The sequence below is a fragment of the Pseudomonas sp. GM41(2012) genome, assembly GCF_000282315.2.
Classification (GTDB): Bacteria; Pseudomonadota; Gammaproteobacteria; order Pseudomonadales; family Pseudomonadaceae; genus Aquipseudomonas.
Window position 1 is genome coordinate 783,382 of sequence record NZ_AKJN02000007.1, and the last position, 12,789, is coordinate 796,170.

General features: G+C 53.8%; 7 protein-coding genes, 4 tRNA genes and 3 rRNA genes. 12 read left to right on the forward strand and 2 right to left on the reverse strand.

Annotated features, from left to right (window positions below; all coding sequences use genetic code 11):
• Positions 1-37 precede the first annotated feature (37 nt).
• A complete protein-coding gene (erpA, locus tag PMI27_RS10975) occupies positions 38-388 on the forward strand; it encodes an iron-sulfur cluster insertion protein ErpA (protein WP_007947969.1) in 351 nt (116 codons plus the stop codon).
• Between the two features lie 79 nt (positions 389-467).
• Here erpA and PMI27_RS10970 read toward each other — a convergent pair whose 3' ends face one another.
• Together PMI27_RS10970 and PMI27_RS10965 are read right to left on the reverse strand one after the other, a co-directional pair.
• The gene (locus PMI27_RS10970; RefSeq protein WP_008147253.1) at positions 468-1,559 is read right to left on the reverse strand and encodes an anhydro-N-acetylmuramic acid kinase; all 1,092 of its coding nucleotides are present in this window, start codon (positions 1,557-1,559) and stop codon (positions 468-470) included.
• Between the two features lie 3 nt (positions 1,560-1,562).
• The gene (locus PMI27_RS10965; protein WP_008147254.1) at positions 1,563-2,987 is read right to left on the reverse strand and encodes a peptidoglycan DD-metalloendopeptidase family protein; all 1,425 of its coding nucleotides are present in this window, start codon (positions 2,985-2,987) and stop codon (positions 1,563-1,565) included.
• Between the two features lie 212 nt (positions 2,988-3,199).
• On the opposite strand from PMI27_RS10965, the gene tyrS reads away from it, so the two are divergent.
• From tyrS to PMI27_RS0229575, 11 genes are all read left to right on the forward strand, one after another.
• Positions 3,200-4,399, forward strand: coding sequence for a tyrosine--tRNA ligase (gene tyrS / locus PMI27_RS10960; protein ID WP_008147257.1), 1,200 nt, complete (start codon positions 3,200-3,202; stop codon positions 4,397-4,399).
• Between the two features lie 552 nt (positions 4,400-4,951).
• Positions 4,952-6,490 (forward strand): 16S ribosomal RNA (locus PMI27_RS0229545).
• 83 nt (positions 6,491-6,573) lie between these two features.
• Positions 6,574-6,650: transfer RNA gene (locus PMI27_RS0229550), tRNA-Ile, on the forward strand.
• 27 nt (positions 6,651-6,677) lie between these two features.
• Positions 6,678-6,753: transfer RNA gene (locus tag PMI27_RS0229555), tRNA-Ala, on the forward strand.
• 249 nt (positions 6,754-7,002) lie between these two features.
• Positions 7,003-9,894 (forward strand): 23S ribosomal RNA (locus PMI27_RS0229560).
• A gap of 157 nt (positions 9,895-10,051) precedes the next feature.
• Positions 10,052-10,167, forward strand: a 5S ribosomal RNA gene (rrf, locus tag PMI27_RS0229565).
• Together the 16S, 23S and 5S rRNA genes with 2 tRNA genes alongside form the textbook arrangement of a ribosomal RNA operon.
• Positions 10,168-10,302: 135 nt before the next feature.
• Positions 10,303-11,262 carry a bifunctional biotin--[acetyl-CoA-carboxylase] ligase/biotin operon repressor BirA gene (birA, locus tag PMI27_RS10955; RefSeq protein WP_008145485.1) on the forward strand — a complete coding sequence of 320 codons (960 nt, stop codon included), beginning with the start codon at positions 10,303-10,305 and terminating at the stop codon, positions 11,260-11,262.
• Positions 11,252-12,001 (forward strand): pantothenate kinase, encoded by a 750-nt coding sequence (locus PMI27_RS10950; RefSeq protein ID WP_008145486.1) that lies wholly within the window; start codon positions 11,252-11,254, stop codon positions 11,999-12,001. The genes birA and PMI27_RS10950 overlap by 11 nt, the downstream gene beginning before the upstream one ends.
• A 7-nt stretch (positions 12,002-12,008) precedes the next feature.
• Complete coding sequence (locus tag PMI27_RS10945; protein ID WP_008145487.1) at positions 12,009-12,449, forward strand: hypothetical protein; 441 nt, start codon at positions 12,009-12,011, stop codon at positions 12,447-12,449.
• Between the two features lie 142 nt (positions 12,450-12,591).
• Positions 12,592-12,676: transfer RNA gene (locus PMI27_RS0229570), tRNA-Tyr, on the forward strand.
• Positions 12,677-12,700: 24 nt separating this feature from the next.
• Positions 12,701-12,774, forward strand: a tRNA-Gly gene (locus PMI27_RS0229575).
• The last annotated feature ends 15 nt before the right edge of the window (positions 12,775-12,789 follow it).

A 12,789-nucleotide genomic window follows, 5' to 3' on the forward strand; every position in this document is an offset into this window, starting at 1 on the left:
ACGCATTATGGCGGCGTAACGCCGGGAGATAGTTAGCATGAGCGTCGAATCCTTCACCCCCACGGCTTTGCAATTCACCCACGGTGCCGCGCACAAGGTGAAGAGCCTGGTCGATGAAGAGGGGAATGATCGCTTGAAGCTGCGCGTATTCGTTACGGGTGGCGGTTGTTCAGGTTTTCAGTACGGCTTCACCTTCGATGAGGAAGTGGCCGATGACGACACCATTGTCGAGCGCGAAGGGGTGAGTCTGGTCGTTGACCCGATGAGCTTCCAGTACCTGGCAGGTGCCGAGGTGGATTATCAGGAAGGTCTGGAAGGATCGCGCTTCGTGATCAAGAATCCGAACGCCAGCACCACGTGTGGCTGCGGCTCTTCGTTCTCGATCTGATCGCAATCATCGCATCACCAAGCGCCGCATGGCCTCAGGGCTCTGCGGCGTTTTGCTGTCCGGGATTTGGTTTGGGTGGTCAGGCAGGGTATATAGCGCCGAGTACGCGCAGGCCGCTTGCGCCGGTGACGCTCGGGCGATTGGCGGCGATGCCTTCAAGGCAGCAATGGGCCAGCCAGGCGAAGGCCATGGCTTCGACCCAGTCCGGGTCTACACCGTAAGCCGCAGTGCTGCTGACCCTGGTGTTCGGCAGCAAGCTGGCCAAGCGGTTCATCAGCGTGGCGTTGTGGGCGCCGCCGCCGCAGACCAACAGTTCCCGGGTATCTGATTGGGCGTTCTGCAGTGACTCGATAATGGTCAGTGCGGTCAGCTCAAGCAGTGTTGCTTGCACGTCTTCGGCGGCGAAGGTCGGCAGTTTCGATAGATGTTGTGTCAGCCATGGCAGGTTGAACACTTCACGGCCGGTGCTCTTGGGGCCTTTGGTCACGAAAAATGGATCACTGAGCAGTTCGTTCAGCAGAGCCGGTTCGACCTTGCCGCTGGCAGCCCATTGACCGTCACGATCAAAGTTTTCGCCGCGCTGCTGATGAATCCAGGCATCCAGCAGAACATTGCCCGGGCCACAGTCGAAACCGGCTACCGGTTTGCCGGGTTCGATCAGGCTGAGGTTGCTGAATCCGCCAACGTTCAATACCGCGCGATTGTCTGCGCGTTCTTCAAACAACGCTTCGTGAAAGGCTGGAACCAGTGGGGCGCCTTGTCCGCCAGCTGCAACATCGCGGCTGCGAAAATCGCTGACCACTGTGATGCCGGTCAACTCGGTCAGAAGGGCAGGGTTGCCAATCTGCACGGTGAAGCCGCGCGCCGGCTCGTGGCGAATGGTCTGGCCGTGGCTGCCAATCGCGCGAATGTCTTCGGGTTTCAGTTTTTGTTGGTCGAGGAGGGTGTGGATACCCTGTGCCGCCAGTTTCACCCAGTTTTGCTGGGCGATGGCGGAGCGGGCAATCTCGTCTGGGCCGCTGGCGCACAAGCCAAGCAGCTCGGTGCGCAGTGAGTCAGGCATGGGAATGTAGTGCGTGGCGATCAGTTTGATTGCCGGGGCCAGCTCGACCAGCGCTATGTCCAGGCCGTCGAGGCTGGTCCCGGACATCACGCCTATATAGAACGTCATGGCTTAGCGCTTGCTCGAAGCCAGCTGCGTGGATTTCTCTTGATCCATGCGCGCCATCAGCGGTTGGCTCTGCGCGAGGAAACGTGCGCGCTCGGCTTTGGAGATCGGATCGGCCATCGCCACTTTCTGACCTAGTGGGTCGACGTGCACGCCATTGACCTGGAACTCGTAATGCAAATGCGGTCCGGTGGAAAGTCCGGTGGTACCGATATAGCCGATCACCTGGCCTTGCTTGACGCTACTGCCCGTCTGCACGCCTTTGGCAAAGCCCTGCATGTGGCCGTACAGCGTACGGTAGGTATTGCCGTGCTGGATGATCACGGTGTTGCCGTAGCCGCCACGGCGACCGGCCAGCAACACTTTGCCGTCACCGGCTGCCTTGATTGGAGTGCCACGCGGCGCTGCATAGTCGACGCCTTTGTGAGCGCGGATCTTGTTCAGGATCGGGTGCTTGCGGCCCATCGAGAATTTCGAGCTGATGCGGGCGAAGTCCACCGGGGTACGGATAAACGCCTTGCGCATACTGTTGCCGTCAGCAGTGTAGTAACTGCTGTTGCCTTGTTTATTGGTGTAACGCACGGCGGTGTAGGTCTTGCCGCGGTTAGTGAAGCGAGCGGAAAGGATCGGGCCATTGCCGACAGCCTTGCCGTTGACGACTTTCTGTTCGTAGATGACATCGAACTCGTCACCCTGGCGAATATCCTGGGCGAAGTCGACGTCATAGCCAAACACGCTGGCCATGTCCATGGTCAGGCTGTGGGACAAACCGGCGCGTGCAGCGGACTGCGACAGCGAGCTGTTGATCACGCCATGAACATAGGCCGAGCGCACGGTCGGCTTGGCGGTAATGCGGTTGAATGCATAACCCTTGTCATTCTTGGTCAAGGTGATGCTTTCGACGTCGCTGACCTTGCTGTGAAGGTTGGTCAGTTGGCCATTGGGGTTCAGTTCGAATTCGAGTTTCTGGCCGTGTTTGAGTTGGCTGAACTGCTTGGCCTGCTTGTCACTCGCCAGCACTTCATGCACCGAAGCTGCTGGAAGGCCGACTTTTTCAAACAGGGTGGAGAGGGTATCGCCTTTAGAAACGATCACTTCCCTGTGGTTTGGAGACTTTTTTTCTTCGATCACTGGCGCCGGCGCTGGCGCGGCCTGTGCGGTTTCCTGGGGTTCTTCGGCGCTGTTTTCGATCTGCGCAAAAGGGGAAGCTGCTGGCTCATTTGTGGCCTGGACGGCCTCGGCAGCGTCTTGATCTTGTGTCAGTTGTTCAGCAGGGCTTTCCAGTTCAAGACTCAGGGTCGTCTTTTTGGCTTCAACATCACTGGAAGGAAATACCAGAAGCGCCAGGCTCAGAAGAGCGGCGATGCCACTTGCTGCGAGCAGGTGGGTCTTCGGGTAAAGCGGCGGCGCTTTAGACGATTCTTTGGTCATAGGTAATTTTTGACTTTGAAAAAGATGAATTGGAAAAGATGAATGACATGATGAAGATGAAATAACTGTATAAAATATAACCAAATCATCCCTGAAGCAAGTCCGCGAACGCTGAGTCTGTGGATTGGTGTCCGTGCGCCGGGCAAAACTTGTATTTGACGCGCGATCTTGTATGGTTGGTTCCCTTTGAATTCGAGCCTTGCGGGTCTGTTATGAAGTCGGTTGAAGAGCAGCTAGCGCTGATTAAACGTGGTGCGGAAGAACTGTTGGTCGAGTCCGAGCTGATCGAAAAGCTCAAGCGTGGCCAGCCGCTACGTATTAAGGCAGGCTTTGATCCGACCGCGCCGGATTTGCACCTGGGGCATACCGTGCTTATTAATAAGCTGCGCCAGTTCCAGGAGCTGGGGCATCAGGTGATCTTCCTTATAGGTGACTTCACCGGGATGATCGGCGATCCGAGCGGCAAGAGTGCGACACGTCCTCCTCTTACCCGCGAGCAGGTTCTCGAGAATGCCGAGACCTACAAGACCCAGGTTTTCAAGATTCTTGATCCGGCGAAAACCGAAGTTGCGTTCAACTCCACCTGGATGGATCAGATGGGGCCGGCCGACTTCATTCGCCTGACTTCTCAGTACACCGTGGCTCGCATGCTCGAGCGCGACGACTTCGACAAGCGCTACACCACCAATCAACCGATCGCCATTCATGAGTTCCTCTATCCGCTGGTTCAGGGTTATGACTCGGTTGCTTTGCGCGCGGATGTCGAGCTGGGTGGTACTGATCAGAAGTTCAACCTGTTGATGGGGCGTGAACTGCAGCGTGGATATGGTCAAGAGGCTCAGTGCATTCTGACCATGCCGCTGCTCGAAGGTCTGGATGGCGTGAAAAAGATGTCCAAGTCCTTGGGCAACTACGTGGGTATTCAGGAAGCGCCGGGTGTGATGTACGGCAAACTGGTTTCCATTCCGGATGTGCTGATGTGGCGCTACTTCGAATTGCTCAGTTTCCGCTCCATGGAGGAGATCAATGCATTCCGTGCCGATGTCGAGGCGGGTGCCAATCCGCGTGATATCAAGATCAAGCTGGCTGAAGAGATCGTTGCGCGTTTCCATGGTGAAGAGGCGGCGGCCAGTGCGCACCGTGGGGCGGGTAACCGTATGAAGGAAGGTGAGCTGCCGGACGATCTGCCAGAGATCGAATTGACTGCTGCTGAAGACATGCCGATTGCTGCTGTCCTTAATAAGGCAGGTCTGGTCAAGAACTCGGCTGTTGCGCGGGACCTTCTAGGTTCTGGTGGTGTGCGTATAGATGGTGAGGTGGTCGATCGCACCTTTATATACGCACTGGGCGCGACCCATGTCTGCCAGGCTGGGAAGAAGGCATTTGCGCGTATTACGCTCAAATCCGAGTAAAGCTCGAATTAGGGGTTGACGGCAGATTCTGGAAGTCTATAATTCGCCCCACTTCCGGCGCAGTCGAAACGGAAAACTCCTTGGTAAACAATGAGTTACGCAGTTTTCGACGGCGAGTTACTTCAGGTCATCGAAGCCCAGAAGGAGTTGATCAGGCGGTCTGTTTTTGCCTAATTGACGATTCGATCTTCTCGGTCGAAAGCGGAACAAAAGAGGTGTTGACAGCAGCGAGTAACGCTGTAGAATTCGCCTCCCGCTAACGAGAGATCGCAAGCGCAAGTGGTTGAAGTTGCAAAGGAAACTTTGAAAACTTCAGAAAATAACCGCTTGACAGCAACAGAGGCTGCTGTAGAATGCGCGCCTCGGTTGAGACGAAAGATCTTAACCAACCGCTCTTTAACAACTGAATCAAGCAATTCGTGTGGGTGCTTGTGGAGTCAGACTGATAGTCAACAAGATTATCAGCATCACAAGTTACTCCGCGAGAAATCAAAGATGTAACCAACGATTGCTGAGCCAAGTTTAGGGTTTCTTAAAAACCCAAAGATGTTTGAACTGAAGAGTTTGATCATGGCTCAGATTGAACGCTGGCGGCAGGCCTAACACATGCAAGTCGAGCGGCAGCACGGGTACTTGTACCTGGTGGCGAGCGGCGGACGGGTGAGTAATGCCTAGGAATCTGCCTGGTAGTGGGGGATAACGCTCGGAAACGGACGCTAATACCGCATACGTCCTACGGGAGAAAGCAGGGGACCTTCGGGCCTTGCGCTATCAGATGAGCCTAGGTCGGATTAGCTAGTTGGTGAGGTAATGGCTCACCAAGGCGACGATCCGTAACTGGTCTGAGAGGATGATCAGTCACACTGGAACTGAGACACGGTCCAGACTCCTACGGGAGGCAGCAGTGGGGAATATTGGACAATGGGCGAAAGCCTGATCCAGCCATGCCGCGTGTGTGAAGAAGGTCTTCGGATTGTAAAGCACTTTAAGTTGGGAGGAAGGGCGTTAACCTAATACGTTGGTGTCTTGACGTTACCGACAGAATAAGCACCGGCTAACTCTGTGCCAGCAGCCGCGGTAATACAGAGGGTGCAAGCGTTAATCGGAATTACTGGGCGTAAAGCGCGCGTAGGTGGTTTGTTAAGTTGGATGTGAAATCCCCGGGCTCAACCTGGGAACTGCATTCAAAACTGACAAGCTAGAGTATGGTAGAGGGTGGTGGAATTTCCTGTGTAGCGGTGAAATGCGTAGATATAGGAAGGAACACCAGTGGCGAAGGCGACCACCTGGACTGATACTGACACTGAGGTGCGAAAGCGTGGGGAGCAAACAGGATTAGATACCCTGGTAGTCCACGCCGTAAACGATGTCAACTAGCCGTTGGGAGCCTTGAGCTCTTAGTGGCGCAGCTAACGCATTAAGTTGACCGCCTGGGGAGTACGGCCGCAAGGTTAAAACTCAAATGAATTGACGGGGGCCCGCACAAGCGGTGGAGCATGTGGTTTAATTCGAAGCAACGCGAAGAACCTTACCAGGCCTTGACATCCAATGAACTTTCCAGAGATGGATTGGTGCCTTCGGGAACATTGAGACAGGTGCTGCATGGCTGTCGTCAGCTCGTGTCGTGAGATGTTGGGTTAAGTCCCGTAACGAGCGCAACCCTTGTCCTTAGTTACCAGCACGTAATGGTGGGCACTCTAAGGAGACTGCCGGTGACAAACCGGAGGAAGGTGGGGATGACGTCAAGTCATCATGGCCCTTACGGCCTGGGCTACACACGTGCTACAATGGTCGGTACAGAGGGTTGCCAAGCCGCGAGGTGGAGCTAATCCCAGAAAACCGATCGTAGTCCGGATCGCAGTCTGCAACTCGACTGCGTGAAGTCGGAATCGCTAGTAATCGCGAATCAGAATGTCGCGGTGAATACGTTCCCGGGCCTTGTACACACCGCCCGTCACACCATGGGAGTGGGTTGCACCAGAAGTAGCTAGTCTAACCTTCGGGAGGACGGTTACCACGGTGTGATTCATGACTGGGGTGAAGTCGTAACAAGGTAGCCGTAGGGGAACCTGCGGCTGGATCACCTCCTTAATCGACGACATCAGCTGCTCCATAAGTTCCCACACGAATTGCTTGATTCATTGAAGAAGACGATAAAGAAGCAGCCCGAAATTGGGTCTGTAGCTCAGTTGGTTAGAGCGCACCCCTGATAAGGGTGAGGTCGGCAGTTCGAATCTGCCCAGACCCACCAATTTTGTGTGGGAACCTGTAGAAATACGGGGCCATAGCTCAGCTGGGAGAGCGCCTGCCTTGCACGCAGGAGGTCAACGGTTCGATCCCGTTTGGCTCCACCACTACTGCTTCTGTTTGTTGAAAGCTTAGAAATGAGCATTCCATCGTGATGATGGTGAATGTTGATTTCTAGTCTTTGGCTAGATCGTTCTTTAAAAATTTGGGTATGTGATAGAAAGATAGACTGAACGTTACTTTCACTGGTAACGGATCAGGCTAAGGTAAAATTTGTGAGTTGCTCTTAACTGAGTATTATCGAATTTTCGGCGAATGTCGTCTTCACAGTATAACCAGATTGCTTGGGGTTATATGGTCAAGTGAAGAAGCGCATACGGTGGATGCCTTGGCAGTCAGAGGCGATGAAAGACGTGGTAGCCTGCGAAAAGCTTCGGGGAGTCGGCAAACAGACTTTGATCCGGAGATGTCTGAATGGGGGAACCCAGCCATCATAAGATGGTTATCTTAAGCTGAATACATAGGCTTAAGAGGCGAACCAGGGGAACTGAAACATCTAAGTACCCTGAGGAAAAGAAATCAACCGAGATTCCCTTAGTAGTGGCGAGCGAACGGGGACTAGCCCTTAAGTGGCTTTGAGATTAGCGGAACGCTCTGGAAAGTGCGGCCATAGTGGGTGATAGCCCTGTACGCGAAAATCTCTTAGTCATGAAATCGAGTAGGACGGAGCACGAGAAACTTTGTCTGAATATGGGGGGACCATCCTCCAAGGCTAAATACTACTGACTGACCGATAGTGAACTAGTACCGTGAGGGAAAGGCGAAAAGAACCCCGGAGAGGGGAGTGAAATAGATCCTGAAACCGTATGCGTACAAGCAGTGGGAGCCCACTTTGTTGGGTGACTGCGTACCTTTTGTATAATGGGTCAGCGACTTATTTTCAGTGGCGAGCTTAACCGAATAGGGGAGGCGTAGCGAAAGCGAGTCTTAATAGGGCGTCTAGTCGCTGGGAATAGACCCGAAACCGGGCGATCTATCCATGGGCAGGTTGAAGGTTGGGTAACACTAACTGGAGGACCGAACCGACTACCGTTGAAAAGTTAGCGGATGACCTGTGGATCGGAGTGAAAGGCTAATCAAGCTCGGAGATAGCTGGTTCTCCTCGAAAGCTATTTAGGTAGCGCCTCATGTATCACTGTAGGGGGTAGAGCACTGTTTCGGCTAGGGGGTCATCCCGACTTACCAAACCGATGCAAACTCCGAATACCTACAAGTGCCGAGCATGGGAGACACACGGCGGGTGCTAACGTCCGTCGTGAAAAGGGAAACAACCCAGACCGTCAGCTAAGGTCCCAAAGTTATGGTTAAGTGGGAAACGATGTGGGAAGGCTTAGACAGCTAGGAGGTTGGCTTAGAAGCAGCCACCCTTTAAAGAAAGCGTAATAGCTCACTAGTCGAGTCGGCCTGCGCGGAAGATGTAACGGGGCTCAAACCATACACCGAAGCTACGGGTATCACTTAGGTGATGCGGTAGAGGAGCGTTCTGTAAGCCTGTGAAGGTGAGTTGAGAAGCTTGCTGGAGGTATCAGAAGTGCGAATGCTGACATGAGTAACGACAATGGGTGTGAAAAACACCCACGCCGAAAGACCAAGGTTTCCTGCGCAACGTTAATCGACGCAGGGTTAGTCGGTCCCTAAGGCGAGGCTGAAAAGCGTAGTCGATGGAAAACAGGTTAATATTCCTGTACTTCTGGTTATTGCGATGGAGGGACGGAGAAGGCTAGGCCAGCTTGGCGTTGGTTGTCCAAGTTTAAGGTGGTAGGCTGGAATCTTAGGTAAATCCGGGATTCCAAGGCCGAGAGCTGATGACGAGTTACCCTTTGGGTGACGAAGTGGTTGATGCCATGCTTCCAAGAAAAGCTTCTAAGCTTCAGGTAACCAGGAACCGTACCCCAAACCGACACAGGTGGTTGGGTAGAGAATACCAAGGCGCTTGAGAGAACTCGGGTGAAGGAACTAGGCAAAATGGCACCGTAACTTCGGGAGAAGGTGCGCCGGTGAGGGTGAAGCATTTACTGCGTAAGCCCATGCCGGTCGAAGATACCAGGCCGCTGCGACTGTTTATTAAAAACACAGCACTCTGCAAACACGAAAGTGGACGTATAGGGTGTGACGCCTGCCCGGTGCCGGAAGGTTAATTGATGGGGTTAGCTAACGCGAAGCTCTTGATCGAAGCCCCGGTAAACGGCGGCCGTAACTATAACGGTCCTAAGGTAGCGAAATTCCTTGTCGGGTAAGTTCCGACCTGCACGAATGGCGTAACGATGGCGGCGCTGTCTCCACCCGAGACTCAGTGAAATTGAAATCGCTGTGAAGATGCAGTGTATCCGCGGCTAGACGGAAAGACCCCGTGAACCTTTACTATAGCTTTGCACTGGACTTTGAATTTGCTTGTGTAGGATAGGTGGGAGGCTTTGAAGCGTGGACGCCAGTTCGCGTGGAGCCAACCTTGAAATACCACCCTGGCAACTTTGAGGTTCTAACTCAGGTCCGTTATCCGGATCGAGGACAGTGTATGGTGGGTAGTTTGACTGGGGCGGTCTCCTCCTAAAGAGTAACGGAGGAGTACGAAGGTGCGCTCAGACCGGTCGGAAATCGGTCGTAGAGTATAAAGGCAAAAGCGCGCTTGACTGCGAGACAGACACGTCGAGCAGGTACGAAAGTAGGTCTTAGTGATCCGGTGGTTCTGTATGGAAGGGCCATCGCTCAACGGATAAAAGGTACTCCGGGGATAACAGGCTGATACCGCCCAAGAGTTCATATCGACGGCGGTGTTTGGCACCTCGATGTCGGCTCATCACATCCTGGGGCTGAAGCCGGTCCCAAGGGTATGGCTGTTCGCCATTTAAAGTGGTACGCGAGCTGGGTTTAGAACGTCGTGAGACAGTTCGGTCCCTATCTGCCGTGGACGTTTGAGATTTGAGAGGGGCTGCTCCTAGTACGAGAGGACCGGAGTGGACGAACCTCTGGTGTTCCGGTTGTCACGCCAGTGGCATTGCCGGGTAGCTATGTTCGGAATAGATAACCGCTGAAAGCATCTAAGCGGGAAACTAGCCTCAAGATGAGATCTCACTGGGACCTTGAGTCCCCTGAAGGGCCGTCGAAGACTACGACGTTGATAGGTTGGGTGTGTAAGCGCTGTGAGGCGTTGAGCTAACCAATACTAATTGCCCGTGAGGCTTGACCATATAACACCCAAGCAATTTGACTACTCGAAAGAGCATCAGATTGCGGTGTGTGAAGACGAAATGAACCGAAAGTTCGAATCTCACAAAACACCGAAAGCTGTCACATACCCAATTTGCTGAAGCGAAGCCAACTGGCTACGACTCAGTACCCGAATTTCTTGACGACCATAGAGCATTGGAACCACCTGATCCCATCCCGAACTCAGCAGTGAAACGATGCATCGCCGATGGTAGTGTGGGGTTTCCCCATGTGAGAGTAGGTCATCGTCAAGATTAAATTCCGAAACCCCTATCTGCGTATGCAGGTAGGGGTTTTGTTTTGTCCGCAGGAAAACTGACCTGTAGGGTTTCTATGCAATGGCGCGGGGCATGGCTATCATGCGGGCCTCATTGTGAGGCGAGACTTGCATGCTGACATTGTTAAAGCTTCTTAAAGATGGCCGATTCCATTCGGGTCAGGCCTTGGGCGTCGCCTTGGGTGTCAGTCGTAGTGCCGTTTGGAAGCAGCTTCAGCATTTAGAAGCTGAGCTGGGATTATCCATTCATAAGGTGCGGGGTCGCGGCTATCAACTGGCTGCGCCATTGACGCTGCTTGATCCTGTCGAGATAAGAGAACAAGCGCCTTCTTGTGATTGGCCCATCCTGGTTTTCGATTCAATTGACTCCACTAATGCCGAGGCTTTGCGTGCCATAGAGCGGGGTCAAGCGGCGCCCTTTCTGGTGCTCGCGGAACGGCAAACTGCAGGTCGCGGGCGGCGTGGACGAAAGTGGGCGAGCCCATTTGCAGAAAACATCTATTACAGCCTCGTGCTACGTATTGACGGTGGAATGCGCCAGCTGGAAGGCTTGAGTCTAGTTGTTGGGCTCGCCGTCATGCAGGCCTTGCGAGAGCTCGGTATTTCGGGGGCTGGATTGAAGTGGCCCAACGATGTTCTGGTGGGTCAGAAGAAGATTGCCGGGATATTGCTCGAGCTGGTGGGGGATCCTGCTGATGTGTGTCACGTTGTACTGGGCGTGGGAATTAATGTGAACATGCAGATTACCGATGAGGTGGATCAGCAGTGGACGTCCATGCGGCTAGAGTCGGGCAAGGTGTTTGATCGAAATCACTTGGTCGGGGAGTTGGGCGCGATGCTCCAGGCATATCTGTGTCGTCATCAAGTCGACGGATTTTCAGCTATCCAGGCAGAGTGGGAGCAAAATCATCTCTGGCAGGGGCGAGCCGTGTCGTTGATCGCAGGCGTTAACCATATAGAAGGCGAAGTGCTGGGTATTGATAGTCAGGGTGCTCTACGCTTGAAGGTGGGTGGTGTGGAAAAAGTCTTTAGTGGTGGTGAGCTCAGTCTGAGGTTGCGTGATGATTCTTGAGCTCGACTGCGGAAACAGTTTTATCAAGTGGCGTGTGCTAGACGCGGATGTTCGGCGGGTGGTTGGCGAGGGGGTCGTAGATTCGGACCTCGCGTTGTTGGAGGGTTTAAAAGCGCTCAAGGGGCTCGCTCTCAAGTTTTGTCGTTTGGTCAGTGTCAGGACCTCGGATGAAACCAGTGCGCTGGTTTCTCTGCTGACAGAAGCTTTTGGTGTGTCGGTGGTATGCGCGGCGCCGTCCCGGGAAATGTCCGGGGTTCGTAATGGTTATGAGGAGTTCGAGCGGTTAGGGCTCGACCGTTGGCTGGCGATGCTTGGGGGATTCCATCTGGCCTCGGGCGCTTGTCTTGTGCTTGATTTTGGTACGGCTGTTACTGCGGACTTCATCTCCGGGAATGGAGAGCATCTCGGAGGGTTTATATGTCCGGGTATGCCGCTGATGCGAAACCAATTGCGTACCCATACTCGTAGAATTCGTTATGGCGATCTGGCAGCCGAGCGCGCTCTGGAAAGTCTCGTTCCTGGTCGAACAACTGTCGAAGCGGTCGAGCGGGGGTGCTTGTTGATGCTGAGAGGCTTTGTCCTGACGCAGTTAGAGTTGGCGCGTAGCTATTGGGGGGATGATTTTGTTGTGTTCCTCACTGGAGGGGATGCAGACCTGGTTTCCGAGATCGTGACTGAGGCCAGGGTGGTTCCTGATCTGGTGTTTGTAGGTTTGGCGATGGCGTGCCCCTTGTCCTGAGGTTTTTATGCGTTGGTTGTTTCTGCTGCTGCTTGTTCTCAATGTGTTCTATTACATCTGGCACCAACAAGAGGCTCCTTTGCGTGCGAAGGATGTAACCCCTTTGAGTTTGTATCGGGGGTCGCAGCAGGATATTCGCTTGTTGAGTGAGACGACTGACGCGGCTCGTGATAAAGGAAAGCCTGTCCAGGCAGACGATGGATGTCTCTATCTTGGCGGCTTTACTCGTCAGGAGGCGGCTCAGGCGGTTGAGCGGCGATTGAGTGGCATGGAAATCAAGTTCGAGTCCTTGCTGAGGGCTCCTCCCGGGTCTGATGGTTACTGGGTGCGTGTGGCACCAGAAAGCCGGCGTTGGCTAGATGACTCGCAGCTGAAAAACCTTTCTAGAGAATTCAATGAGTTAAAACATAAAATAATGCCCTGCGAAGGGGTTGCGCCCGCCGATTAGTTTGCATAGAATGGCGCCCGCTTCGCAGTGAAGACCTTTAATGGTTAACGCCGCAAAGTGACGTCAACGCAGCTAACCTCAGGTTTTTAATGAGAAAATGCTTGACAGAAGGCTGGCATGATATAGAATGCCGGCTCGCTTAGGAGGGGTTCCCGAGCGGCCAAAGGGATCAGACTGTAAATCTGACGTCTACGACTTCGAAGGTTCGAATCCTTCCCCCTCCACCATTTTTAGCGAGAGCTGCAAGCTCTGCGGGTATAGTTTAGTGGTAGAACCTCAGCCTTCCAAGCTGATGATGCGGGTTCGATTCCCGCTACCCGCTCCAAGTTTGCAGATCCTG